23 protein-coding genes are annotated in these 24,111 nt (G+C 74.9%); 10 read left to right on the top strand and 13 right to left on the bottom strand.

Translation table 11 applies throughout. The features are described from left to right. Positions 1-71: 71 nt before the first annotated feature. Positions 72-248, bottom strand: a complete 177-nt coding sequence (locus tag ABT006_RS27635) for an early set domain-containing protein (protein ID WP_350711051.1) — start codon at positions 246-248, stop codon at positions 72-74. A 109-nt stretch (positions 249-357) separates the two neighbouring features. Between ABT006_RS27635 and ABT006_RS27630 the strand changes: the two genes are divergently transcribed. After that, on the top strand, positions 358-618 hold the full coding sequence (locus tag ABT006_RS27630) for a metallothionein (protein WP_350685194.1): 261 nt from the start codon (positions 358-360) through the stop codon (positions 616-618). Between the two features lie 7 nt (positions 619-625). On the opposite strand, the gene ABT006_RS27625 is transcribed toward ABT006_RS27630, so the two are convergent. Next, positions 626-1,528 carry an EamA family transporter gene (locus ABT006_RS27625; protein ID WP_350711050.1) on the bottom strand — a complete coding sequence of 301 codons (903 nt, stop codon included), beginning with the start codon at positions 1,526-1,528 and terminating at the stop codon, positions 626-628. Between the two features lie 89 nt (positions 1,529-1,617). On the opposite strand from ABT006_RS27625, the gene ABT006_RS27620 reads away from it, so the two are divergent. Both ABT006_RS27620 and ABT006_RS27615 read left to right on the top strand, forming a co-directional pair. Next, positions 1,618-2,118 carry a MarR family winged helix-turn-helix transcriptional regulator gene (locus ABT006_RS27620; protein ID WP_350711048.1) on the top strand — a complete coding sequence of 167 codons (501 nt, stop codon included), beginning with the start codon at positions 1,618-1,620 and terminating at the stop codon, positions 2,116-2,118. A gap of 19 nt (positions 2,119-2,137) precedes the next feature. Further along, positions 2,138-2,605: a GNAT family N-acetyltransferase gene (locus ABT006_RS27615; protein ID WP_350711046.1), complete on the top strand. Its 468-nt coding sequence runs from the start codon at positions 2,138-2,140 to the stop codon at positions 2,603-2,605. A 158-nt stretch (positions 2,606-2,763) separates the two neighbouring features. Here ABT006_RS27615 and hemQ read toward each other — a convergent pair whose 3' ends face one another. The 3 genes from hemQ to hemE are packed head-to-tail and all read right to left on the bottom strand — an operon-like array spanning position 2,764 to position 5,974. Continuing rightward, positions 2,764-3,465 carry a hydrogen peroxide-dependent heme synthase gene (gene hemQ / locus ABT006_RS27610; RefSeq protein ID WP_350711044.1) on the bottom strand — a complete coding sequence of 234 codons (702 nt, stop codon included), beginning with the start codon at positions 3,463-3,465 and terminating at the stop codon, positions 2,764-2,766. Further along, positions 3,462-4,871, bottom strand: a complete 1,410-nt coding sequence (gene hemG / locus ABT006_RS27605; RefSeq protein WP_350711042.1) for a protoporphyrinogen oxidase — start codon at positions 4,869-4,871, stop codon at positions 3,462-3,464. Before hemG ends, hemQ begins: the two co-directional genes overlap by 4 nt. A gap of 5 nt (positions 4,872-4,876) precedes the next feature. Next, complete coding sequence (gene hemE / locus ABT006_RS27600; protein WP_350711040.1) at positions 4,877-5,974, bottom strand: uroporphyrinogen decarboxylase; 1,098 nt, start codon at positions 5,972-5,974, stop codon at positions 4,877-4,879. A gap of 196 nt (positions 5,975-6,170) precedes the next feature. On the opposite strand from hemE, the gene ABT006_RS27595 reads away from it, so the two are divergent. Beyond that, positions 6,171-6,743: a DUF3000 domain-containing protein gene (locus tag ABT006_RS27595; protein ID WP_350711038.1), complete on the top strand. Its 573-nt coding sequence runs from the start codon at positions 6,171-6,173 to the stop codon at positions 6,741-6,743. Positions 6,744-6,760: 17 nt separating this feature from the next. Here the strand turns inward: ABT006_RS27595 and ABT006_RS27590 are convergent, their stop codons facing one another. Continuing rightward, a complete protein-coding gene (locus ABT006_RS27590) occupies positions 6,761-7,645 on the bottom strand; it encodes a hypothetical protein (RefSeq protein ID WP_350711036.1) in 885 nt (294 codons plus the stop codon). A gap of 78 nt (positions 7,646-7,723) precedes the next feature. Continuing rightward, complete coding sequence (locus ABT006_RS27585; protein WP_350711034.1) at positions 7,724-8,926, bottom strand: trypsin-like peptidase domain-containing protein; 1,203 nt, start codon at positions 8,924-8,926, stop codon at positions 7,724-7,726. Positions 8,927-9,134: 208 nt separating this feature from the next. On the opposite strand from ABT006_RS27585, the gene ABT006_RS27580 reads away from it, so the two are divergent. The 4 genes from ABT006_RS27580 to ABT006_RS27565 all read left to right on the top strand — a co-directional run bounded on the left by ABT006_RS27580 (position 9,135) and on the right by ABT006_RS27565 (position 15,127). After that, positions 9,135-10,463: a ribonuclease D gene (locus ABT006_RS27580; RefSeq protein ID WP_350711032.1), complete on the top strand. Its 1,329-nt coding sequence runs from the start codon at positions 9,135-9,137 to the stop codon at positions 10,461-10,463. A 270-nt stretch (positions 10,464-10,733) separates the two neighbouring features. After that, positions 10,734-11,930 carry a thiolase family protein gene (locus ABT006_RS27575; RefSeq protein ID WP_350711030.1) on the top strand — a complete coding sequence of 399 codons (1,197 nt, stop codon included), beginning with the start codon at positions 10,734-10,736 and terminating at the stop codon, positions 11,928-11,930. Beyond that, positions 11,927-13,993 (top strand): 3-hydroxyacyl-CoA dehydrogenase NAD-binding domain-containing protein, encoded by a 2,067-nt coding sequence (locus ABT006_RS27570; RefSeq protein ID WP_350711028.1) that lies wholly within the window; start codon positions 11,927-11,929, stop codon positions 13,991-13,993. The genes ABT006_RS27575 and ABT006_RS27570 overlap by 4 nt, the downstream gene beginning before the upstream one ends. A 162-nt stretch (positions 13,994-14,155) precedes the next feature. Next, a complete protein-coding gene (locus tag ABT006_RS27565; protein ID WP_350711026.1) occupies positions 14,156-15,127 on the top strand; it encodes a RodZ family helix-turn-helix domain-containing protein in 972 nt (323 codons plus the stop codon). A gap of 62 nt (positions 15,128-15,189) precedes the next feature. Here the strand turns inward: ABT006_RS27565 and ABT006_RS27560 are convergent, their stop codons facing one another. From ABT006_RS27560 to ABT006_RS27545, 4 genes are all read right to left on the bottom strand, one after another. After that, positions 15,190-15,576 (bottom strand): VOC family protein, encoded by a 387-nt coding sequence (locus ABT006_RS27560; protein WP_350711024.1) that lies wholly within the window; start codon positions 15,574-15,576, stop codon positions 15,190-15,192. After that, complete coding sequence (locus tag ABT006_RS27555; protein WP_350711022.1) at positions 15,573-15,983, bottom strand: VOC family protein; 411 nt, start codon at positions 15,981-15,983, stop codon at positions 15,573-15,575. The genes ABT006_RS27560 and ABT006_RS27555 overlap by 4 nt, the downstream gene beginning before the upstream one ends. A 167-nt stretch (positions 15,984-16,150) precedes the next feature. Then, a complete protein-coding gene (locus tag ABT006_RS27550; RefSeq protein ID WP_350711021.1) occupies positions 16,151-17,332 on the bottom strand; it encodes a sensor histidine kinase in 1,182 nt (393 codons plus the stop codon). A 56-nt stretch (positions 17,333-17,388) separates the two neighbouring features. Continuing rightward, complete coding sequence (locus ABT006_RS27545) at positions 17,389-18,057, bottom strand: response regulator transcription factor (protein WP_350711019.1); 669 nt, start codon at positions 18,055-18,057, stop codon at positions 17,389-17,391. A 149-nt stretch (positions 18,058-18,206) separates the two neighbouring features. On the opposite strand from ABT006_RS27545, the gene ABT006_RS27540 reads away from it, so the two are divergent. Then, a complete protein-coding gene (locus ABT006_RS27540) occupies positions 18,207-19,502 on the top strand; it encodes a C39 family peptidase (RefSeq protein WP_350711017.1) in 1,296 nt (431 codons plus the stop codon). A 70-nt stretch (positions 19,503-19,572) separates the two neighbouring features. Here ABT006_RS27540 and ABT006_RS27535 read toward each other — a convergent pair whose 3' ends face one another. Beyond that, the gene (locus ABT006_RS27535) at positions 19,573-20,850 is read right to left on the bottom strand and encodes an outer membrane protein assembly factor BamB family protein (protein WP_350711015.1); all 1,278 of its coding nucleotides are present in this window, start codon (positions 20,848-20,850) and stop codon (positions 19,573-19,575) included. A 19-nt stretch (positions 20,851-20,869) separates the two neighbouring features. Further along, complete coding sequence (locus ABT006_RS27530) at positions 20,870-22,156, bottom strand: outer membrane protein assembly factor BamB family protein (protein ID WP_350711013.1); 1,287 nt, start codon at positions 22,154-22,156, stop codon at positions 20,870-20,872. 107 nt (positions 22,157-22,263) lie between these two features. Between ABT006_RS27530 and ABT006_RS27525 the strand changes: the two genes are divergently transcribed. Further along, a complete protein-coding gene (locus tag ABT006_RS27525; RefSeq protein ID WP_502891030.1) occupies positions 22,264-24,111 on the top strand; it encodes a DUF6311 domain-containing protein in 1,848 nt (615 codons plus the stop codon).

Genomic DNA, 24,111 nt, shown 5'->3' with positions numbered 1-24,111 from the left:
GAGGTGCCACCCAACATAAATTAAACCTTCTTAACAGTAAAGACTCCTGTCGATAAAAACATCGGCGACCCTCAGCGCGCCGCCCCACAGAGCAACAGCAGGCCGCCCCGCTCGTCGATCCGGTCGGCGGAGTCGTCGCCCAGCCACACGCCACCGCTGGCGAGGTAGCGGAAGCGGTACTCACCAGGGCCGAGCCGCACGGTGACCGTACGGGCGCCGTCGCGGCGCGGGAACACAACAGCCGACACGCCGGGGGCGACACGCCGCCGAATCCGACCGGCTCGACCGTTTCGACCGCCAGAGCCGCGCGCGTACCGCAGGCTTGGGAAAACGTGTCCTGTTTCGGGGGGTTATGTCGTGGCAACCTGCGAGGTCTGCGGAAACGACTACTGGATGGCGTTCGAGGTGCGAACCGTCAGCGGCGACGTGCACACCTTCGACTGCTTCGAGTGCGCCGTGCACAAGATGGCACCGATCTGCGAGCACTGCCAGATCAAGATCGTCGGGCACGGGGTAGAGGTGTCCGGCCGGTTCTTCTGCTGCGCGCACTGCGCCCGGTCGGAGGAGGGCGCCCAGGGCGCCGAGATCCGCGACGCGGTGGGCGCCCGCCCCGCCTGACGCGGGTTCACCGGGGGGCCGCCGTCGACGGGGTGATGCGGCGCGGCGATCGGGCCGGGCGGGACGCCCGGGACTGCACGACGATGGCGGCGAGGACGACCAGCCCGCCCGACAGCTGCGCCGGGGTGAGTTCCTGGGCGAGCACGAGCCAGCCCAACGCCGTCGCCACCAGCGGGCTGAGCAGGCCGAGGAAGGTGACGGTGGTGGGTGTGAGGGCGCGGATGCCACGGAACCAGAGGGCGTACGCGAGGGCGGAGCCGACGAGCGTGAGGTAGCCGTACCCGATCAGGTTCCCGGCTGTCAGCACCGCCGGCGGGGGACCCTCGACCAGCACGGCGACCGGAAGGAGCAGCAGGCCGCCGGCGGCGAGCTGCCAACCCGTGGTGGCCAGCAGCGGCGCGGGCGACGACCACCGCTTGCTGAGCACCACGCCGCCGGCCATCACCACCGCGCCGCCGAGCGCGGCGGCGACGCCGACGCCGTCGAGGCGGGCGTCCGCCCGCAGCACCAGCAGCCCGACCCCGGCCACCCCCGCCGCGCCGGCGAGGACGGTACGCGGGGTCAGCCGGTCGCCGAGCACGCCGGCGGAGAGCGCGGCGACCAGGAGCGGCTGCACCGCGCCGACGGTCGCGGCGACCCCGCCCGGAAGCCGGTACGCGGCGACGAACAACAGCGCGAAGAAGAAGCCGATGTTCAGGGCGCCGAGCACCGCCGCCCGCCACCACCACGCGCCCCTGGGCAGTTGCCGGGTGACCGCGACCAGGAGGAGGCCGGCGGGAAGGGCACGCACCACCGCGGCCAGCAGCGGGCGCTGCGGGGGCAGCAGCTCGGTGGTGACGAGATAGGTGGTGCCCCAGATCGCCGGGGCCAGCGCGGTCACGCCGAGGACGAGCGTTCGGTTCTTTAGCACTGAGATAATTTAGCTCAGCGCTAAGGTAAGTCCCGAGGTGTCCGCCGTGAACTACCTCACCACTAAGGCACCGCTGCTAGGGTGATCGGATGGCCGATCACGTCGACCGGGTGCTGGAGCAATGGGCCGCCCAACGACCGGATCTGGACGCCTCCCCGATGGGGGTGTTCGGTCGCCTGTCCCGGCTCTACCGGCTCACCGGGGCGGAACTGCACCGCACGTTCAGCGCGCACGGCCTCGACTCCGCGTCCTTCGACGTGCTCGCCACGCTGCGCCGCAGCGACCCGCCCCACCGGCTGACCCCGACCCAGCTGATGCACTCGTCGATGGTCACCTCCGGCGCCGTCACCCAGCGACTCGACCGGCTCGAGGCACGCAACCTGGTGACCCGCACCCGCAGCGACACCGACGGCCGCGCGGTGCAGGTCGGCCTCACCGACGAGGGACTGGCGCTCATCGACCGGGTCCTGCCCGACCACGTCGCCACCGAGAACCGGCTGCTCGCCGCGCTCACCCCGGCGCAGCGCGACACCCTCGCGGACACCCTGCGGACCCTGCTGGAGTCACTCGGCGACACGCGCAGCCCCTGAGTCGATCTACCATCGCCGCATGCCGCCGCAGAACCTTCCGGTCCGGGTCGCCTCGTTCGCCGACCTGGACGCCCGCACCTTCCACGACCTGCTCCGGCTCCGGATCGACGTGTTCGTGGTCGAGCAGGCGTGCCCGTACCCGGAACTCGACGGGCGGGACGTCGAGCCCGGCACCCGGCACCTGTGGCTCGACGACGGCGGCGCGCCGACGGCGTACCTGCGGATCCTCGCCGACCCGGGCGGCGTGGCGCGGATCGGGCGGGTGGTGGTCACGCCGCGGGCACGCGGCGGCGGGCACGCCGGTCGGCTGATGGCGGCGGCGCTGGAGGTGGTCGGCGACCGCCCGTGCGTGCTGGAGGCCCAGTCCCACCTGGTCGACTTCTACGCCCGGCACGGCTTCGCCGTCAGCGGCCCCGACTACGTCGAGGACGGCATCCCGCACACCCCGATGCGCCGGGAAGGCATCGCCCAACGCCAACAGACATGACTGCCTCCGGGCAGAGCGGAGCGCCGGGCCGCCCGGCGGGCCAGCCCTCCTCCGGGCGCTGTCGAGCTGCCCCACCGGTGAGACCAGCGCCGGAAGGGCCGCCGCCCCACCGGACGGGGCAGCTCGACAGCGCGGTGCGGGCCGGTCTCGGGCCTACGTCAGACGAGGCCGTTGACGATGTCGGCGACCGAGCGGCGGCGGCCGGTGTAGAACGGGATCTCCTCCCGGACGTGCCGGCGGGCGCCGGAGCCCCGCAGGTCGCGCATCAGGTCGACGATCCGGTGCAGCTCGTCGGCCTCGAACGCCAGCATCCACTCGTAGTCGCCGAGCGCGAACGAGGCGACCGTGTTGGCCCGCACGTCGGGGTAGCCGCGGGCCATCTTGCCGTGCTCCGCGAGCAGCTCGCGCCGCTCGGCGTCCGGCAGCAGGTACCACTCGTAGGAGCGGACGAACGGGTAGACACACAGGTACGGGCGCGCCTCCTCGCCGGCCAGGAACGCCGGGATGTGGCTCTTGTTGAACTCCGCCGGCCGGTGCAGCGCCATCTGGGACCAGACCGGGGTGAGCGCCCGCCCCAGGGTGGTGCGACGGAACCGCAGGTACGCGTCCTGGAGGTCGTCGCTGGAGGCGGCGTGCCACCAGATCAGCAGGTCCGCGTCGGCGCGCAGGCCCGAGACGTCGTACGTGCCGCGGACGACCACGTCCTTGCCGGCCAGTTCCTCGAAGAGGGTCTCGACCTCGCCGGTGACGTTCTCACGCAGCGACGGAAGTGGGCTGCTGGCCCGGTACACCGACCACATGGTGTAGCGGATGCTGGCGTTGAGCTCCCGCAGCCGGGCCGCGTTGGTCTGCTCGGTCATGTCCCCGATCCTCCCAGTGCTGTGATGATCTCTTCGGCCGCCGTCTCGCCGGAGCGGACGCAGACCGGGATGCCGACGCCGTCGTACCCGGCGCCGGCCAGGACGAGCGTCGGGTGGTGCGCCCGCAGGACCGCCCGCGCGGCGGCCACCCGGTCGGCGTGACCCGGGGTGTACTGCGGCAGCGACCCGCCCCAGCGCTGCACGTGCCCGGCGACCGGGGTGGGCAGCGGCACACCGAGCACCGCCGACAGTTCCCGGTGCACGGTGGCGACCAGGTCCTCGTCGGTGCGCTGCACCTGCCGCTCCTCGCCGTACCGGCCGACGGAGGCGCGGACCAGCGCCAGCCCGTCCGCCCGGCGCAGGTGCCCCCACTTCGTGGTGAAGAAGGTCGACGCCTTGATCAGCAGCCCCTCGGTGCCGGGCACCAGGAAGCCGGACAGCTCGGGCAGCTCCGGCGCGGGCAGCGCGAGGGTGACCAGCGCGACGCTGGCGTAGTCCAGTTCGCCGACGCGCTCGGCCGCCGCCGGCGCCGGACCGCCGAGCAGCCGCGCCGCCGGCCGGGCCGGCACGGCCAGCACCACGGCGTCGACGTCGACCAGCTCCGGGGCGCGGGTCGGGCCGACGGTCAGCCGCCACCCGGCCCCGGTCGGGGTCAGCTCGCGCACGGCCGCGTCCCGCCGGATCGTCGCCCCGCTCGCCGCCGCCGCGGCCTGGACCAGCGTGCTGAGCCCACCGGCCAGGGTGCCGAAGACCGGCGTACCCGGCGACCGGGGAGCGGCGGCCTGCGCGGCGCGCACCGCCCCCACCAGAGTGTGCTCCACCCGGGCGGCCCGGGCCAGCGCCGGCATGGTGGTCGCCAGGGACAGGTCGTCGGCCCGGCCCGCGTAGACGCCGCCGAGCATCGGGTCGACCAGCCGGTCGACCACCTCGTCGCCGAACCGGGCCCGGACCAGCGCGCCGACCGAGACGTCGTCGTCCGCGCCGAGCAGCGGCCGGCCGGCGTCGGTGTCGGCGTCCGCCGCCGGGCGCGCGACCGTGGTCACCCGCTCCAGATCCCCCGGTACGCCCACCAGCGTGCCGCCCGGGATCGGGCGCAGCGCGCCGTCGACCACCAGCGCGGCCTGCCCGACGGTGGGGTGCACGATGCGTTCGCCCAGGCCGAGCCGGCGGACCAGGGCCACGGCGGCGGACTCGCCCCCGGCCGGGTCGCGCATCAGGAACGACTCCGCCCCGAACTCCACCGCCGAGCCAGCCAGCTCGCCGGTGCGCAGCTTGCCGCCGAGCGCGCCGGACTGCTCGTACACGGTGATCTCGGTGTCGGCGGGGGCGCGGTCGCGCAACCGGACCGCGGCGGCCAGCCCGGCGATCCCGCCGCCGACCACCGCCACCCGCCACGGCGCCCGCATGCCGCTCAGCCCCTGCCCGCCGGCTCGGCGGACAGCTCGTGCACCAGGGCCACCACCCGGGTCAGCACGTCGGGGTCGGTCTCCGGCAGCACGCCGTGCCCCAGGTTGAACACGTGCCCGGGCGCGGCCCGGCCCTGCTCCAGGATCCGGCGCACCTCGCCCTCGACGACCGGCCACGGCGCGAGCAGCACGCACGGGTCGAGGTTGCCCTGCACGGCCTTGTCCGGGCCGATCCGGCGGGTCGCCACGTCCAGCGGCGTACGCCAGTCGACGCCGACCACGTCGGCGCCGGCCTCGCCCATCGCGCCGAGCAGCTCGCCGGTGCCCACCCCGAAGTGGATCCGGGGCACGCCCGCGTCGGCCAGCTCCGCGAGCACCGCGGCGGAGTGCGGCAGCACGAAGCGGCGGTAGTCGGCCTCGGACAGCGCGCCGGCCCACGAGTCGAAGAGCTGCACCGCGGAGACCCCGGCGGCCACCTGGACCCGCAGGAACTCCAGCGTCACCTCGGCCAGCCGGCGGCAGAGCGCGTGCCACAGCTCCGGCTGGCCGTACATGAGGGCCTTGGTCTTCGCGTGGGTGCGCGACGGGCCGCCCTCGACCAGGTAGCTGGCCAGGGTGAACGGCGCGCCGGCGAAGCCGATCAGCGGGGTGTCGCCCAGCTCGGCGACGAGCAGCCGGACCGCCTCGTCCACGTAGGAGACGTCGTCGCGGGTGATCGGCCGGATCCGTTCCACGTCGGGCAGGGTGCGCACCGGCTCGGCCACCACGGGGCCGGTGCCGGGCACGATGTCCAGGTCCACCCCGGCGGCGGCGACCGGCACGACGATGTCGCTGAACAGGATCGCGGCGTCCACCCCGTGCCGGCGTACCGGCTGGAGGGTGATCTCGGTAACCAGCTCGGGGCGGCGGCAGGACTCCAGCATCGCCACGTTGGCCCGGATCTCGCGGTACTCCGGCAGCGACCGGCCGGCCTGCCGCATGAACCAGACCGGGGTGTGCGGGACGGGCCGACGCCGGCAGGCCCGGACGAAGGGCGAGCCGGCCGGTCCGCCGGAGCGGAGGTCTTCGTCTCGGGCGTCGTCGCCCGTCGTGGTGGTGGTCATCGCGGCCATCGTGCCACGCGGCATGCGCGCGGCAGCGGGCAGCGCCGCCTTTTGTGACCCCCGTCAGCCCGCCGGGACGAAGGCGCCTCCGGCGGGGCTTCCCCGGCCGCCGGGCCGTCGCACGCGGGCCGCGGGAGGGCCGGCTCCCGGCGTGCCGTTTCCGGCGGCGGCGGGTCGCCGGGCATAGGCTGCCGGCATGGCCCCCCCGATCGCGCTCCCGGAGACCTTCGCCCGCGCGGTCGCCGGGCTGCGGTCCGCGGCACCCCGGTCGGAGATCGTGCTGGAGGAGATCGGCGCGCCGCAGCGCCTCGCCCCGTACGCCTTCGCGCTCTCCGCCACCGTCGTGCGCGACGACGACGAGGTGGCCTCCGGGCGACTGATCCTGCTGCACGACCCGGCCGGGCACGAGGCGTGGCGGGGCGACCTGCGGCTGGTCACCTACGTGACGGCGGAGCTGGAGGTCGACCTGGCCGCCGACCCGCTGCTGCCCGGAGTGGGCTGGACGTGGCTGACCGACGCCCTGGACGCGCAGGACGCCGGTCACACCGCGATCGGCGGCACGATCACCCAGACCATGTCGACCCGGTTCGGCGACCTGGCCGGGCCGCCCGCGGCCGGCGACATCGAGATCCGCGCCTCCTGGACACCGGTCGACGACGACCTCGCCCCGCATCTGCTCGCCTGGTGTGCGCTGCTGGCCTCGACCGCCGGGCTGCCCCCGCCCGGGGTGACCGCGCTGCCGGAGCGTCGCCCCGCCGGCGCGGCCTGACCCCGCGACGGGTCACCTCACAGATACTTCTCGGCCTCGTTGCAGACCTTGTCCATGCCCTGGACGGCCTTGTCGTAGGCCGCCTTGTTGCCGGCCGCCGCCGCGCCGAGCGCGGTGGTGAGCTTGTCGAGGCAGTTGGCGATGACCTTCTTCTGCCGGGCCTGCTCGTCCCGGTCGTTGCGGGTGCCGGTGAGGTCCTGCTCGGTGTCGCCGAGCTTGTCCTTCACCGTCTGGAGGTCGACCTTGAGCTTCTCGATCTCCTTGCCGTTGGCCGCGATGGTGCCGTCGCGCTGGCTGACCTCGCTGGCCATCTTCTTCTCGGTGCGGTCCAGCTCGCTGCTCGTGCTGACGAACAGGCCGGTCATCACCCCGCCGAGGACGAAGAGCAGCCCGGCCACCACGGCCAGGACCAGCACCTTGCGGCTCTTGCCGGCACCCGGCGCGGGGGCGCCGAAGGGCGGGGCGGAGCCGGGCGGGACGGACATCGGCTGCCCGTACGCCGGCCCGGACGCCGGGGGCACGGACATCGGCTGCCCGAAGGCGGGCGGTACGGAGACCTGGCCGGCCTGGGGCGCGGCGGCCGGCGTGCCGGCCGGGGCGTAGCCGGACCCGGCCGGCGGCGCGGACTGCGGATAACCGGCGGAGCCGGCGGGCGGCGCGGACTGCGGATAACCGGCGGACCCGGCGGGCGGCACGGACTGCGGGTAGCCGGCGGACCCGGCGGGCTGGGCGCCGTACTGCTGCGGTACGGCCGGCTCGGGGGTGTGCTGGCGGGGAGTGCCGTAGGTGGTGCCGTAGGTGGTGCCGTGCGGGGCGCCGCCCGACGGCGGCTGACCGGGCGCGGCCGGCGGCTGCGGCGGGTACGGCGGGTAGCCGCCCGGCCCGGTCGGTGGCTGGGACATGTCGTTCTTCCTCCACGTGAGCTGGTCCGGGTGGCATGGTCGCCGGACCGGGTGGGTACGGATCGGGTGCTGACCGGGTCAGCAGATCTTGAAACCGTCGCAGGCGACCTTGATCGGCACGGCGAGGCCGATCCCCTCGGCGTCGCGGGCCTTGGCGGTGGCGATGCCGACCACCTGCTTGCTGCCGTTGATCACCGGGCCGCCGGAGTTGCCGGGGTTGATCGGGGCGTCGAACTGGATGACGGGACCCTGGCCGCCGCCCGCCTCGCGGAAGGCGCTCACCACGCCGGTGGTGACGCTGTCCTCCAGGCCGAGCGGCGCGCCGACGACGACGATCTGCTGCCCGGACTTCACGGCGGCCGGCGCGGCGACCAGGCCGGTGAACTTGCCGGTGGTCCGCAGGTGGGCGACGTCGTTCGCCTCGTCGACCCTGACGATGGTCGCCGGGAAACGCTGGTCGGTGCGCTCCAGGAAGACCTCCCGCTCGCCGGCCTCCCAGACCGACTCCACCACGTGGTAGTTCGTGAACAGGTTGGTGCCCCCGCCGGCGGCCGGCTTGCCGATGGCGAACGCCGTGCCGGTGGAGTTGCCGGCCCGGACCCGGAACACGCTGGGCAGCACCGCGCTGGCGACGGCCTCCGGGTTGAACGCGGCGCCCGCCTGCTTCTCCAGCGCCTCGGCCCGGCTCTCCAGCCCGTCGAGCCGGGTCCCGTCGCCCGCCTGCGCCGCGTCCAGCCGGCGGTCGGTGTCGCCGAGCCGGTCCGAGAGCCGGTGGATCTGGTACGCCTGCACGCCCGTCACCACGGCCAGCAGGCCGGCGAGCACGAGCGCGGTGACGGTCAGCCAGCGGCCCCGGGAGGCCGGCGCGGCGCCCGCCTGGACGGGGCCGGCGGGGTACGGCTGGGCCGGCCCGGCGGCCGGCGGCTGGCCGGGCACGGGCGGCTGCCCGGGGGCGCCCGGGGACGCCTGCCCGGCGGCGGGAGGCCAGCCGGCGCCCGGGGCGACTCCGGCGGACGTCGGGCCGCCGGGGGCTGTCGGGGCGGCGGACGGCGCGCCACCCTGCCCCCAGCCGGCGGGGGCGACCGGGGCGGCGCCCCACTGGCCCTGTTGCTGCGGCGGTGACCAGGTCGTCCGCGGCGGCGCGGCGGGGGCCTGCCCCGGGACGTTCGGCGGGTACGCCGGCGCGGGCGGCTCGATCCGGGGCGGCAGCGGCCCCGGCCGGTAGCTCCCGTCGCCCGGCCCCGCCGGACCCGTGTCCGCCGACCCGTAGCCAGCAGTCATGATCGCCTTGCCCTCCCCGTAGCCGCCCCGCGGTGTCCCGGGGCCTGATGATGCCGTACCGGCGCAAACGGCTCGATGGACCGTACCTGCGCGAAAGGGGTTTGTCTTCCCCGATGTCCGGCTGGGGTAAGGACCCGGCCGACCGTCCGATCGACACGCACCGGACCGGCTGCACCCGCCGGATCGCGTCGCGCACTAGGGTTGTCAGGTGACCGACGAACCACCCCTGCGCCGTCGGGCCGCCGAAAGCCGCACGGGAAACGAAGCGCACCACCCGCCGTCGGCCCGGCCGGAGCCGGAGGACGCGGGGACCGAACCGCACGCCGACGGGCCCGTTCCGCTGACCGCCCCGCGCGAGGGCACACCCCAGCCGGCGGCCACGCCGGACGAGCTCGCCGAGGTCGTGGCCCGCTTCGCCGCCGGCACCGGCCCGGTCGCCCTGGACGCCGAGCGGGCCTCGGGCTACCGCTACAGCCAGCGGGCATACCTGGTGCAGCTGCGCCGGGCCGGCTCCGGCACGGCGTTGATCGACCCGCTGCCGCTGCCCGACCTGACCGCCCTCGACGAGGTGATCGGCGAGGCCGAGTGGGTGCTCCACGCGGCCAGCCAGGATCTGCCCTGCCTGGCCGAGGTGGGGCTGCGCCCGCGCCGGCTCTTCGACACCGAACTGGCCGCCCGGCTGGCCGGGTTCGAGCGGGTCGGCCTGGCCGCGCTGACCGAGCAGCTACTCGGCTACAGCCTGGAGAAGCACCACTCGGCCGCCGACTGGTCGAGTCGCCCACTCCCGGAGTCCTGGCTCACCTACGCGGCGCTGGACGTGGAGATGCTGGTCGACCTGCGCGACGCGCTCGACGAGGAGCTGACCCGGCAGGGCAAGTCCGCCTGGGCGGCGGAGGAGTTCGCCGCGCTGGTGCGCACCGGCGCCCGGCCGCCCCGGGTCCGCGCCGAGCCGTGGCGCCGCACCTCCGGCATCCACCGGGTGCGCGGGGCGCGCGCGCAGGCGCGCGTGCGCTCCCTCTGGTACGCCCGGGACCAGATCGCGGCCCGACGGGACGCCGCCCCGGGGCGGGTGCTGCCGGACTCGGCCATCGTCGCGGCGGCCGAGCTGGACCCGAAGGACGAGAAGACGCTGCTCACCCTGCCCGGATTCGGCGGCCGCTCGGTGCGGCGGCTGGCCCGCACCTGGCTGGCGGCGCTGGACGACGCCCGGCAACTGCCGGAGGACGCGCTGCCGGTCGCCCCGACGGTCGAGGGTCCCCCGCCGCCGCACCGCTGGGCCGAGCGGGACCCGGTGGCGGCAGCCCGGCTGGCCCGGTGCCGGGAGGTGGTGGTCCGGATCGCCGGGGCGCACCGCCTGCCCCCGGAGAACCTGATCACCCCCGACACGATCCGCCGCCTGGCCTGGGTCCCCCCGGAGGAGATCACCGAGGAGACCGTGACAGAGACGCTGCGCGGCTTCAACGCCCGCGAGTGGCAGATCGCCCTCCTCCTCCCCGACCTCACCGAGGCCCTCACCGACCCACCCCCATCCCCCTGACCCCCGCCCCTCCCTCCCCCGCCACCTCGCCGTTGATCATGAGGTTGTTGTCGCCCCGGTCGGGGCGACAACAACGCGCGCACCGGGTGGGGACGGGGCCAGGGGGGCGGAGGTGGGGTGGGTGTGGGGTTGGCCACATGGGAGTGGGTGCCGACGGTGGTTACTGGCGAGTAGCATCCGGAGGAACACGCCCGTGCCGGCGACCTTCATTCGGTCCGTCGTGCCGCCTGTCGGCGCGGAGGCCGAATCATGGTCGAAAAGGAGGCTCCAGTGCCCCGTGAAGTCCGGGATGTCGTCTTCGTCGACGGCGTCCGCACCCCCTTCGGCAAGGCGGGTGGCATGTACGCCAACACCCGCGCCGACGACCTGGTGATCCGCTGCATCCGCGAACTGCTGCGCCGCAACCCGCAGCTGCCGCCGGAGCGGGTCGAGGAGGTCGCCATCGCCGCCACCACCCAGATCGGCGACCAGGGCCTGACCATCGGCCGGACGGCCGCCCTGCTGGCCGGCCTGCCCAAGACCGTCCCCGGTTTCGCGATCGACCGGATGTGTGCCGGCGCGATGACCGCGGTGACCACCGTCGCCAGCGGCATCGCCATGGGCGCGTACGACGTCGCCATCGCCGGGGGCGTCGAGCACATGGGCCGCCACCCGATGGGCGAGGGCGTCGACCCCAACCCGCGGATCGTCGCCGAGAAGCTGGTCGACCCGTCCGCGCTGGTCATGGGTGCGACCGCGGAGAACCTGCACGACCGCGTCCCGCACGTCACCAAGGAGCGCACCGACGCCTTCGCGCTCGCCTCGCAACAGAAGACCGCGAAGGCGTACGCCAACGGCAAGCTCCAGGACGACCTGGTGCCGATGGCGATCCGCGACGCCGACGGCGGCTGGGGCCTGGCCACGGTGGACGAGGCGCCCCGGGACACCTCGCTGGAGAAGCTCGCCACCCTGAAGACCCCGTTCCGCCCGCACGGCAAGGTCACCGCGGGCAACGCGGCCGGCCTGAACGACGGCGCCACCGCCAGCCTGCTCGCCTCCGAGGACGTCGCCCGCGAGCTGGGCCTGCCGGTCGCCATGCGGCTGGTCTCGTTCGGCTTCGTCGGCGTCGAGCCCGAGGTGATGGGCGTCGGCCCGATCCCGTCGACCGAGAAGGCGCTGCGCCTCGCCGGCCTGACCATCGACGACATCGGCCTGTTCGAGCTGAACGAGGCGTTCGCCGTGCAGGTGCTCGCCTTCCTCGACCACTTCGGCATCGCCGACGACGACCCCCGGGTCAACCCGTGGGGCGGCGCGATCGCCATCGGTCACCCGCTCGCCTCCTCGGGCGTGCGGCTGATGACGCAGCTCGCCCGGCAGTTCGCCGAGCACCCGGAGGTCCGCTACGGCCTCACCGCCATGTGCATCGGCATCGGCATGGGCGGCACCGTGATCTGGGAGAACCCGCACTGGGAGGGTGGAGACAAGTGAGCCTCGCCGCACCGAACGAGGTTGTCACCAAGGCGCTGCTGCGCTCGGTGAACGTACCGGGGCTGGACCGGCCGGCCGCCCTGATCACCCTGGACAACGGCTTCGACCACACCAAGCCGAACAGCTTCGGCCCGGGCGGCCTGACCAGCCTGGACGAGGCGATCACCGCCGCCGTGGCGGCGAACCCGGCGTTCATCGCGGTCACCGGCAAGCCGTACGTCTTCTGCGTGGGCGCGGACCTCACCAGCCTCCCGCAGCTCGCCGACCGCGAGCAGGCCCTGGAGATCGGCCGGCTCGGCCACCGGGTCTTCGCCCGGCTCCGGGACAGCGAGATCCCGACCTTCGCCTTCGTCAACGGCGCGGCGATGGGCGGCGGCCTGGAGCTGGCCCTGCACTGCCACTACCGGACGCTCTCCGGCGGCGCCGCGGCGCTGGCCCTGCCCGAGGTCTCCCTCGGCCTGGTCCCCGGCTGGGGCGGCACCCAGTTGCTGCCGAACCTGATCGGCATCCCGGCGGCGACCCAGGTGGTCATCCAGAACCCGCTGATGCAGAACAGGATGCTCAAGCCGAAGCAGGCCGCCGAGATGGGCATCGCGGACGTGCTGCTGGAGCCGGCGGACTTCCTGGAGCGGTCCCTGGAGTGGGCCGCCGGCGTGGTCCGCGGCGAGGTCACCGTGACCCGCCCCGAGGTCGACAAGGACATGTGGGCGGGCGTGCTCTACTTCGCCCGGTCGACCCTGGACCAGCGGCTGCACGGCGCGGTCCCGGCCGCGTACAAGGCGCTGGACCTGCTGGAGACGGCGAAGGACGCCGACTTCGCGACCGGCACCGCCGCCGAGGACGAGGCCCTGGCGGACCTCGTCTTCTCGGAGGAGCTGCGCAGCGGCCTGTACGCCTTCGACCTGGTGCAGCGGCGGGCCAAGCGGCCGGCCGGCGCGCCGGACAAGGGCCTGGCCCGGCCGGTCACCAAGGTGGGCATCGTCGGCGCCGGCCTGATGGCCAGCCAGCTCGCCCTGCTCTTCGCCCGCCGCCTCCAGGTGCCGGTCGTGCTGACCGACCTGGACCAGGCCCGGGTCGACAAGGGCGTCGGCTACGTGCACACCCAGATCGAGAAGGCCGTGAGCAAGGGCCGGATGGACAAGGGCACCGCCGCCAAGCTGTACGGCCTGGTCAGCGGCTCGGTCGACAAGGGCGTCTTCGCGGACGCCGACTTCGTCATCGAGGCCGTGTTCGAGGACCTGAACGTCAAGAAGCAGGTCTGGGCCGAGCTGGAGAAGATCGTCAAGCCGGAGGCCGTGCTGGCGACGAACACCTCGTCGTTGTCGGTCACCGCGATGGCGGCCGAGCTGGAGCACCCGGAGCGGGTGGTCGGCTTCCACTTCTTCAACCCGGTCGCCATGATGCCGCTGCTGGAGATCGTCCGGGGCGAGCGGACGGACGACGCCACCCTCGCCACCGCCTTCGCCGTCGGCAAGCAGCTCAAGAAGTCCTCGGTGCTGGTGAAGGACGCGCCGGCGTTCGTGGTCAACCGGCTGCTCACCCGCTTCCTGGGCACCGTCTTCGCGGCCGTCGACGCCGGCACCCCGCTGGACGTGGCGAACAGCGCGCTGGACCCGCTGGGCCTGCCGATGCGCCCGCTCGCCCTGCTCCAGCTCGTCGGGCCCGCTGTCGCGTACCACGTGGGCGGCACCCTGCACGCCGCGTTCCCGGACCGGTTCGGGGTCAGCGAGAACCTCAAGCGGATCGCCGACTCCGGTCAGCCGATCGTCGTCGACGACCAGGTCAACGACGAGGTGGCGAAGCTGCTGGTGGTCGGCGACCAGCCGCTCACCGCCGAGCAGGTGCGCCAGAACGCGCTCGACGCGCTGGCCCAGGAGATCCGGCTCATGCTCGACGAGGGCGTCGTCGCCGAGGCGCAGGACATCGACCTGTGCATGATCCTCGGCGCCGGCTGGCCGTTCCACCTGGGCGGCGTCACGCCGTACCTGGACCGGACGGGCACCTCGGAGCAGGTGACGGGCCAGCGGTTCCTGCCGCGCGGAGTCGCCAGCCTGCCCGCCTGAGTCCACCCCGCTCCCCCGCGTTCGCGGTGGTTGCCCCGTCCAGCTTGGATGGTGGCGGCCACCGCGATCGTCGTTGCGGCCCGCCCGGCCGGGAAGCGGATAGCGGGACGCAGTTGTGGCTGGCTACCATCACGCGTTCGCAACGTCGCCTGGAGCTGATCCATGTCCTCACCGCCGGTCGATCCCTGGTCCGGGCAGCATGAGCACGACACCCACTACGACTTCCACCCGCCGCAGCCGGACAGCTATCCCGTGCCGCCAGCGGAGGGCTGGCCGCCGGCGGGCGGGCAGCCGCCGTACCACGGCGGCTGGTCCGCCGCGCCGGCCTCCGGCTCCCCCGCGGCCCCGTACCCCACCCAGCCGTACGGCGGATATCCCGTCACGCCGCAGGAGGGCTTCCCACCCGCCCCGCACGCCGGCTACCCGCCGCAGTACGCCGGCGCGCCCCAGCCGGGTGGCGGGCCCGCACGGTCGCACCTCAACCTGGTCCTGACCCTGGGCATCGTCGGGCTGCTGGTGCTCTGCCTCGGCGGGGGTGCCGTGGGCTACGTCGCCCTCTCCGACAACGACACCCCGGTCGTGAACCCGACGCCGACGGCGACCCCGGCGTCGAGCGCCACGCCGAGCGCCCCGCCGTCGTCGGAGGCCGCCCCGTCCCCGGAGACCAGTTCCACCCCCCGGATCCGGGTCGTCACGCCGGAGACCCTCGCGGGCCGCCCGCAGAGCACCGAGCCGACGCTGAAGAAGCTGGCCGACGACATGGTGCGGGAACTGAAGACCTCGGTGCCGCAGGCGACGGGCGTGGCCGGCGCCTTCTACGGCAGCGCCGACGAGCGCGACATGGTCATGGTGGTCGCCGCCTCCACCTTCGTGCTCAACCCCGAGCGTGAACTCGACGACGCGGTCAAGGGGATCTCCAGCGAGTTGAAGGTCAAGAGGCTGACCAGCATCGCCCCGGGCCCGAACGGCGGCGAGGCCAGGTGCGGCGACGGCGAGTCCGCCGACGTGCCGCTGGGCGTCTGCGCGTGGGCCGACCACGGCAGCGTCGGGATCATCGTGATGTTCTTCTCGTCCTCGGCCGCCGCGGCGGCGGAGTTCGTCGAGATCCGCGGCCAGATCGAGCAGAAGTACTGACCGCCTGGCACGGAGGGGCCCGTCACCACCGGTGACGGGCCCCTCCGTGCCAGCTTGCCGCGTCAGCCCGCCGCGGCCGCCCGCTCGGCGGCGCTGCGCAGCACGCAGAACTCGTTGCCCTCGGGGTCGGCGAGCACCACCCAGCCCGAACCGTCCGGGCGGATGTTGTCGGAGACGTGGGTGGCGCCGATGCCCAGCAGCCGCGCCACCTCCTCGTCCCGGGTCCGGTCCGCCGGCTCCAGGTCGAGGTGCAGGCGGTTCTTCACCTCCTTGCCCTCGGGCACGGCCAGGAAGAGCACCTCCGGGCCCCCCGGGGGCAGCAGCATGGCCTCCGGGTCACCGGGGAAGTCGTCCGGCTGCCGGGGGCAGTCGAAGACCTGCGCCCAGAAGCCGGCCAGGGCGTACGTGTCGCGGCAGTCGATGCCGATGTTGTGGATGGTCGCGCTCACTGGTGTTCCTCCTCTGTCGACGCACCCGCCCGCTCCGCCGCGCCGCGCAGGACGCAGAACTCGTTGCCCTCCGGGTCGGCGAGCACCACCCAGCCCGTGCCGTCGGCACGTCGCTGGTCGTCCACCAGGACCGCGCCGAGCCCGAGCACCCGCTCGACCTCCTGGTCGCGGGTCCGACCGGCCGGTTGCAGGCAGACGTGCACCCGGTTCTTGACCGTCTTGGCCTCGGGCACCTGCTGGAAGAACACGCTCGGGGTGGTGTCGCCACCCGGCGGCAGCAGGACCGCCTCCGGGTCGCCCGGTGCGTCGTCGGCGTGCCGGGCGTAGCCGAGCACCGCCGACCAGAAGCCGGACAGGGCGTAGGTGTCGTGACAATCGAAACTGATGTTGTGGATCCGTGGATACACGGGTTCCTCCGCTGGGGATGGAGGCGCCCCGGATGCGTGAGGGTCAGCCGGCGAGACGGGGCGCGGAGATCATGATGGTGAACATTCGACGCACCCCCCTCCGGATGTCGGGCTGACGGCATGATCCTTTCATCGGGCCGGCCCGCCCCGCAACCCCCGGTGCCGCGTCACCGCCCGGCGGCCGGTTCCTCGGCGGTCACCGCCGGGGCGGCCTCCGCCGCCGGCAGGGTCACCGTGACCTCCAGCCCGCCGCCGGGCTGGGCGATCACCCGGACCGTGCCGCCGTGCGCGTCGCAGACCGCCCGGACGATGGAGAGCCCGAGGCCCGAGCCGCGCGCGCCGGTGCGCTCCCGGCCGCCGCGCCGGAACGGCTCGAACAGGCCCGGCACGTCGGCCTGGTCCACCTCGAAGCCGGTGTTGCCCACCACCAGCCAGGACCGGCACCCGTCCGAGCCCGTACGCACCCAGAGCCGGCCGTGCAGGTGGTTGTAACGCACCGCGTTCTCGATCAGGTTGCCGGCCAGCCGGTCCAGCAGCCCGGGGTCGCCGACCACCGGCGCGGACTCCAGCGAGGTCTGCACCCGCAGCCCGATCCGCTCCACCTCCCGGCGTACGGCCGACAGGGCGTTGGCGGTGCCGGCGGCGAGGTCGCACTCAGTGCGGCGGCCGAGCCGGCGGCCCGCCTGGGCCTCGCTGCGGGCCAGCACCAGCAGGGCGTCGACGAGCCCGTTGGCCCGCTCGGAGGCGTCCCGCACGACGGTGGCCATCCGGCGGTACTCGGCGGCGTCCGCCTCGTCGTCGCTGAGCGTCACGTCGATCTCGGTACGCATCACGGCGAGGGGGGTGCGCAGCTCGTGCGAGGCGTTGGCGACGAAGCGCTTCTGCGCCTCGAACGCGGCGGCGATCCGGTCCAGCATCGCGTCGAACGTCTTCGCCAGCTCGGCCACCTCGTCGTCGGCGCCGGAATAGCCGATCCGCTGGTCCAGGGTGGTCTCGCCGAGCCGCCGGGCGGTGGCGGTGACCTGGTGCAGCGGGCGCAGCGCCCGCCCGGCCACCGCGTACGCCCCGGCCACCCCGACGACGCTGATCGCCAGCAGCGCCACCAGGCCCTTGACCAGCAGCTCCGTGCTGGCGGCGTCGACCAGTTGCCGCTGCCACTGCGCGGCGTCCAGCGACCGCCCGTCGGCCAGCACCACGGTCGTGCCGGGGAGCAACTCGTCGGTCGGGCGCAGCGCGTCGCGGACCAGCAGCCAGGCCAGCAGCACCAGGATCGCCCCGGCGCCGACCAGCAGCACGCCGTTGAGCAGGGTCAGCCGCAGCCGCAGGGTGGGCCGCAGGCGCCTCCGCACGGCCGGGTCCTTCGGTTTGGACCGCGGGGCCCGCGACCCCGGCTCACTCCTCGCGCTCACCGTGCCACCTCCGCCGTGCGGTAGCCGGCGCCGACCACCGTCTCGATCAGTGGGGGGTCGCCCAGCTTCTTGCGCAGCGTCATCACGGTGACCCGGACGATGGTGGTGAACGGGTCGGTGTTGGCGTCCCAGACCCGCTCCAGCAGTTCCTCGCTGGAGACCACCGCGCCGCGCGCCTTGAGCAGCTCGCAGAGCACGCCGAACTCCTTGTTGGTCAGGTCGACCGGCTGCCCGCCCCGGGTGGCGACCCGGCGGGCCGGGTCGAGCACCAGATCGGCGAGTTCCAGCACCGGCGGCGCGGCCGGGGTGGCCCGCCGGCCGAGCGCCTGCACCCGGGCGACCAGCTCGTCGAAGGCGAACGGCTTGGGCAGGTAGTCGTCGGCGCCGAGCTGCAACCCCTCGACGCGGTCGGCGACGGTGCCGCTGGCGGTCAGCATCAACACGCGGGTGAGCGCGCCGGAGGCCGCCAGGTCCGCGCAGATCTGGTCGCCGTGCACGCCGGGCAGGTCCCGGTCCAGCACCACCACGTCGTAGCGGGTGACGAACGCCATCTCGTGGCCGCTGTCACCGTCGTAGGCGACGTCCACCGCCATGCCCCGCTTGCGCAGCCCCCGCACGATCGCGTCGGCGAGGTTGCGCTCGTCCTCGACCACCAGTACCCGCATCCCGGCCTCCTCGCGCCCTGACCACCCGACAACCTAGTGCGGGCCGCCAACCCGGGCCGCACCCGCCGTCCGGGCCGACCACCGTTGCAGAAAACCTTCGTCGTACGCGATGCTTCCGGCATCAACCTTCGTGACGGACGGGGAGACGCATGACCGACGCGGCGCCGACGGCCGGGCGGGACGTCGCCTACCGGGGCTTCCGTCTGCCGGACGACGCGGACCGGGGCGTCCTGGCCGGGCTGCGCGCCGCCCCCGGGGGGCTCGAACTGGCCGACCCGGTCGACCGGCTCGACCACACCGACGCCGACGGCCGCACCCGCCGGTACGCCGCGGGCAGCTGGACCTCGCCGCCCGTGCCGGCCGGCTTCGCCGCCCGCGACGTGGTGCCCTCGTGGACCGGGCAGACCCCGGACGGCTGCTGGCTGCGGGTGGAGCTGCGGGGCTGGCACGACGACGCCCCGGCCACCGGCTGGTACGTCCTCGCCGACTGGGCCGCCGACGACGAGACGTTCCGCCGGACCTCCGTCCCGGGGCAGCGCGACGCCGACGCCCGGGTGGACACGGACACCCTGCTGGTCACGGGCGCGACGGTCACCGGCTGGCAGGCCCGGGTGACCCTGCTCCGGCCGGCGGACGGCGACACCGGCGGCACGCCGGTGCTGCGCACCGTCGGGGCCGTCGCCTCCGCACCGCGCACGGAGGCCGCGGCGACCCGGCCGGCGGCCGAGGGTCCACCGTCCGTGGCAACCCCGCCCGGCGTGGACGCCCGGCCCGCCGGAGTCGCCCCGGCCCCGGCCGCCGCACCCGGTGCCGCCCGGACGACGCCGGCCGCCTGGGGCACCGTGCTGGACGTGCCGCGCTACTCGCAGCGGCTGCACGCCGGCGCGCACCCGCAGTGGGGCGGCGGCGGGGACTCCTGGTGCAGCCCCACCTGCACGTCGATGGTGCTCGCCTTCTGGGACGCCGCCCCCGCCCCGGACCGGTACGCCTGGGTGACCCCGGCCGGCCCCCGCCCGGTGGTGGTGCACGCCGCCCGGCACTGCTACGACCACGCCTACGCCGGGGCCGGCAACTGGCCGTTCAACACCGCGTACGCCGGGCTGCACGGGGTGGACGCCTTCGTCACCCGGCTGCGCTCGCTGGCCGAGGCGGAGGCGTTCGTGGCGGCCGGCATCCCGCTGATCGTCTCCGCCGCGTTCACCGCCGGCCAGGTGCCCGGCCTGGACTACGACACCGCCGGGCACCTGTTGGTGCTGGTGGGCTTCACCGACACCGGCGCCCCGGTGCTCAACGACCCGTACGCCCCGGACGACGACGGGGTGCGCCGGACCGTCGACCGGGACCGGTTCGAGGCCGCCTGGCAGGCCGGCAGCGGCGGGGTGGCGTACGTGCTCCGGCCTCCCGGCGTGCCGCTGCCCCCGGCGCCGGAGCAGCCCAACTGGTGACCCGGCACCCGGGGCAGCCCGACGGGTGACCCGGCGGCGCGGGCCGGACGACCATCCGGCGTGCCCGGGCTCAGCCCTCGAACCGCCAGACGCCGTACTCGCCGGTGCGCAGCCGGCACAGCACGGCCTCCGTGCCGCCCCGGCAGTCCCCGGAGGCGTCCCTGAGCAGGTCGACCACCCGGGACCGGCCGGCCACGACGTCCAGCTCGCCGACCACCAGTCCGCCGCCGGATGCGGCCGGCCGCACGGCGAGGAGCCGGTCGCCGTCCTGCCACGGCATCAGCTGCCACGTGCCCAGGTCGGCGACCTGCCGACCGGTCGCCGCGTCGAGCACACTGAACCGCTCTCCGGTCGCCCCCGGCGCGAGCGCCAGGAGCCGCCCGTCCCGCCCGGACAGCACCCCCAGCCATCCCTCCGCGGTCCAGCGGAGCGCGCCGGTGGCCGGGTCGAGGGCACGGAACCCCCCGGTCTGCCCTGCGGCGCAGAGCAACTCGCCGCAGTCGATGACGTGCTCGACCAGCGGCACGCGGGCCGCCCACCGCGGTCGCAGCCCGTCCAGCCCGTACGCGGTCACCACGCCGGCCCGAGCGACCAGCAACAGGTCGTCGATGACCGTCGGCTGACCGAACGAGGGCTGCCCGTCGAGGCGCACGTCCGCCGCGTGCAGCAGGTCGCCCGAGCGGGGGTCGCGCACCTCCGCCCTCCCGTCGGCCGTGACCAGCACGATCCGCTCGACCAGCCCGTCGCGGAGGCCGAAGCGCACCCCCTCGGGCGGCGTCGGCACCGACCAGAGCGCCCGCCCGGAGGCCGGGTCCACCGACTTCAGGGCGTCGGCGTCCTGCATCAGCAGCGTCCCGGCGACGTCCGCCCAGTGGTAGCCGGCCTGTCGCCAGCGCTCCCGGCCGGTGGCGGGGTCGAGGGCGATCGTCTGGCCGAGGCTCTGGTCCCCGGTGACCGAGAACAGCACCACCCCGGGCCCGGTCTGCACCTGCCAGAACCGGCCCGGCGCGAGGAGGCGGGCGCGCCACAGGGGAGCCGGCGCCCGGCCGTCGGCGGGGGTCCGGGCGGGCAGGGCGTAGGCGCGCACCTCGACGGTCCCCCCGGGCTCCCCCTCGGCCGGTTCGACCACGTAGAACCGGTCGCCGTCGAGGAACGCCTCGGACCCGACGCGGGCCGGCACGACGACCGAGACCCGCTCCGGTGCCGGAGCGGCGCCCGCCAGGGTGGCCACGAGCAGCGCGAGCACCAGCGCGATCCGCAGCGGCCGCCCGACGGCGCGGGGCGGGCGGGGCAGCGGCGCCTCGCCGTCCGGCTCGTCGCGCAGCTCGCCGAGGTCGATCAGGGTCATGCCCGCCCCTCCCCGCCGGTCATCCGGGCAGCTCCCAGACTCCGTACGCGCCGCCCTCCCGGCGGCAGACGACGAGCGACCCGTACGCGCCGCACGCCCCGACCACGCCGTGCAGGGCCGCCAGCACCCGGATGCCGTCCCCCCGCTCGTCGAGCCGGCCGACCAGGACCCGCCCGTCCCGCTGCCGACGGTGCAGGACTGCGCGGTCCTCCCACGGCGCCAGGTCGCCCAACTGCCAGCGGCCCAGCTCCCGCACCGGGCGACCGGTCGCCGCGTCGAGCAGCACGTGTTCCGCCACACCGCCGCGCGGATAGCCAGCCGCCAGCAGCCGATCGCCCACGGGTGTCAGCAGCGGCCAGTCGTCGGCGCGCCAGCGGGCACTGCCGGTGGCGGGGTCGAGCAGCCGCAAGCCGCGCCCGCCGTCCTCGACGCAGATGACGACGCCGCACCCGAAGGCGTACGGCCGGTCGGACGGGCCGCGCGGCGCGCTCCACCGCCGGCGCAGGGCGGCGGTGTCGTAGGCGGAGAGCACACCGGGCCCTTCGGACACCAGGACCAGGTCGTCGGTGACCCCGAGCACCTCGGGCGGCCCGGCCGTGGCGGGCAGGGCCGCCGCGCGCCGGACGTCGCCCGAGTCCGGGTCGCGCAGTTCCAGCCGCCCGCCGTCGAGCACCGTCAGCAGCGTCACCCGGCCGTCCCGGGCCGACCAGTGCAGGGCCTCCGGGGACAGCCGCAGCGTCCGGCGGACCGCACCGGTGGCGGCGTCGACCGACCGCAGCACCGGCACCCCCGGCCGGGTGCCGGCGACCCCCCACACGAGCAGGTTGCCGGCCGGCGTGGCGCCGTACAACTGCCCGTCGACGCGCCAGCGCACCGCGCCGTCGGCGGCGGCGAGCCCGACGACCTGCGGCCCCGCCGGCTCCTCCGGCTTCTGAAGCACCACCACGTCGCCGACGCGCACGACGGGGAAGGGACCCACCGGCCCGGTCAGCGGCAGCTGCCACAGTGGACGGCCCGAGGGCAGTTGATGGGCGGCCACCCGGGGGCCCGGGCCGGGGCCGCTCGCCGCGTCGGGCCCGGTCCGGTCGACCACCAGCAGCAGGTCGCCCGCGACGACGACGTCGGCGTCCGGGCGGGCCGGGATGACGGCGCCGGGCGGCTGCGCGGCCCGGGGCGCGGCAGCGGTCAGCACGGCCGAGCAGAGCAGGGCGACCAGGGCGGGTACCCAGCGGCGGACCGTCCGAGCAGGCCCGGGGTCGACCGGCGGCGGGACGTCCCGCCGCTCGCCGAGGTCGATGACCGTCACGTGCTGTCCTCCCCGTCACACTCCCGCATGGACCGGCAAACCGGCCGGGGAGGCACCGGCCCGGCAAAAGCGACGCATCCGCGCCTGTACGATGGCGCGTCGTGGCTGTGCCGGTGATCGACCCCTCGCTGAACTCCGTCTCCGCGCCCGTCGCGGCCGAGCCGTCGCGGCGGCCCCGGCGGAGGCCGGCCCGCGCCGACGTACTGGCCATCGGAGCCTATGTCCTGCTCGGCGTTCTCGTGTGCCTGAACTACTGGGTGGACGTGCAGAACCGGGTGTCGTCGCACCTGCCCACCGACCACAGTTGGTTCGAGTGGCTCTTCTCGCACGGCGCGTACTCGGTGCGGCACCTGGAGAACCCGCTGTTCACCGACCGCCAGAACGCCCCGGACGGGGTGAACATGATGGCGAACACCTCGCTGCTCGGGGTGACGCTGCCGCTGGCGCCGCTGACCATGCTCCTCGGCCCGCAGGTCATGTACGCGCTCTACCTGGGCGCCGCGCTGGCCGCGACGGCCGGCACGTCGTACTGGGTGCTGTCGCGGCACCTGGTGCGCTCCCGGGCGGCGGCCTTCGTCGGCGGCGCGTTCCTCGGCTTCGCGCCCGGCATCGTGCACCACGCCAACGGTCAGCCCAACTTCGTCTCGAACTTCCTGCTGCCGCTGATCGTGCTGCGGGTGTTCCGGCTGGGCGAGCCCGGCCGGTGGCGGCGCAACGGCGTCGTGCTCGGGCTGCTGGTGGCGTACCAGATCTTCATCAACGAGGAGATGCTGCTGCTGACCGCGCTGGCCTGCCTGGTCGCCGTGGTCGCGTACGCCGTGATGCGGCCGGCGCGGACGCGGGCGGTGGCCGGCACCTTCGCCGCCGCGCTCGGCGTGGGCGGTGGGTTGGCCCTGCTGCTGACGGCCTACCCGATCTGGTTCCAGTTCAACGGCCCGCAGTCCTACCGGGGCCTGCAGGGCGGGGTGTTCCACAACTGGGGCGAGGACCTGGCGGCCTTCGTCACCTTCGCCCGGGACACCGTCGCCGGGGACGAGGCGGTGGAGAAGACCATCGGGCTGACCGAGCAGAACACCTGGTTCGGCTGGCCGCTGGTGCTGCTGTCGCTGGTGGCGCTGGTGCTGCTGGTCCGCCGCTCGCTCGCGGCCCGGATCGTGGCGGTGCTGGTGGTGGTCTTCACCGTGGCCTCGATCGGCCCGAAGGTGCGCCTGAACGGGGTGGAGACCGAGACGGACGGCCCGTGGTCGTACATCCCCGACGACCTGCCGCTGGTCGAGATGATGATGCCGACCCGGCTGGCACTGGTGGTGGGGGCGGCGGTCGGCGTGCTGCTCGCGCTGGCCTGGGACGCGGTGGCCCGCGACGGCCGCCCGCCGGTGCCGGCCCCCCGCGTCGGCGACGACACCACCGGTGGCGTCGGGCCGCGCCGCCGGTGGCTCCGGCCGGTCGGGTACGCGGCCGTCGCGCTCGCCGTCCTGCCGCTCGTCCCCCGCCCGCTGCCGGCGCAGCCCGTCGAGCCCCCGCCGCACTTCATCACCGCCGGCGGTTGGCGCCCGTACGTGCCGGCGGGCCGGACGCTGGTGCCGGTGCCGATCCCGAGCAACGTGCACGGCCTGCCCACACTGCGCTGGAGCGCCCTGACGCAGCACGCGTTCCCCATCCCCGGCGGCTACTTCATCGGGCCGAACGAGCTGGGCGAGGGCGTCTTCGGCGCGCCGAACCGGCCGACCAGCACCCTGGTCTACACCACGATGGACTCCGGCGAGGTGCCCCCGCTCACCGACGAGAACCGCCGCCAGGCGGTCGAGGACCTGCGCTTCTGGAAGGCGTCCGTGGTCGTCCTCGGCGCGCACCCGCGCGAGGCGGTCCTCCGGGAGCTGATGACCGCGCTGATCGGCCCGCCGCAGCGCGTCGACGACGTCTGGCTGTGGGACGTCCGCCCCCTGGTCGGCTGA

This window comes from Micromonospora sp. NPDC002717, assembly GCF_040295705.1.
Taxonomy (GTDB): Bacteria; Actinomycetota; Actinomycetes; order Mycobacteriales; family Micromonosporaceae; genus Micromonospora.
Note: the sequence above shows the minus strand (reverse complement) of the source record. Positions and strands in the feature narration are given on the sequence as shown.

What these genes read in the sequence shown, in the direction of transcription:
- ABT006_RS27620 (WP_350711048.1), top strand. Translation starts at nt 1,618, where the DNA reads ATGGCCGATCACGTCGACCGGGTGCTGGAGCAATGGGCCGCCCAACGA.
- ABT006_RS27615 (WP_350711046.1), top strand. Translation starts at nt 2,138, where the DNA reads ATGCCGCCGCAGAACCTTCCGGTCCGGGTCGCCTCGTTCGCCGACCTG.
- hemQ (WP_350711044.1), bottom strand. Translation starts at nt 3,465, where the DNA reads ATGACCGAGCAGACCAACGCGGCCCGGCTGCGGGAGCTCAACGCCAGC.
- hemG (WP_350711042.1), bottom strand. Translation starts at nt 4,871, where the DNA reads ATGCGGGCGCCGTGGCGGGTGGCGGTGGTCGGCGGCGGGATCGCCGGG.
- hemE (WP_350711040.1), bottom strand. Translation starts at nt 5,974, where the DNA reads ATGACCACCACCACGACGGGCGACGACGCCCGAGACGAAGACCTCCGC.
- ABT006_RS27595 (WP_350711038.1), top strand. Translation starts at nt 6,171, where the DNA reads ATGGCCCCCCCGATCGCGCTCCCGGAGACCTTCGCCCGCGCGGTCGCC.
- ABT006_RS27590 (WP_350711036.1), bottom strand. Translation starts at nt 7,645, where the DNA reads ATGTCCCAGCCACCGACCGGGCCGGGCGGCTACCCGCCGTACCCGCCG.
- ABT006_RS27585 (WP_350711034.1), bottom strand. Translation starts at nt 8,926, where the DNA reads ATGACTGCTGGCTACGGGTCGGCGGACACGGGTCCGGCGGGGCCGGGC.
- ABT006_RS27565 (WP_350711026.1), top strand. Translation starts at nt 14,156, where the DNA reads ATGTCCTCACCGCCGGTCGATCCCTGGTCCGGGCAGCATGAGCACGAC.
- ABT006_RS27545 (WP_350711019.1), bottom strand. Translation starts at nt 18,057, where the DNA reads ATGCGGGTACTGGTGGTCGAGGACGAGCGCAACCTCGCCGACGCGATC.
- ABT006_RS27540 (WP_350711017.1), top strand. Translation starts at nt 18,207, where the DNA reads ATGACCGACGCGGCGCCGACGGCCGGGCGGGACGTCGCCTACCGGGGC.
- ABT006_RS27535 (WP_350711015.1), bottom strand. Translation starts at nt 20,850, where the DNA reads ATGACCCTGATCGACCTCGGCGAGCTGCGCGACGAGCCGGACGGCGAG.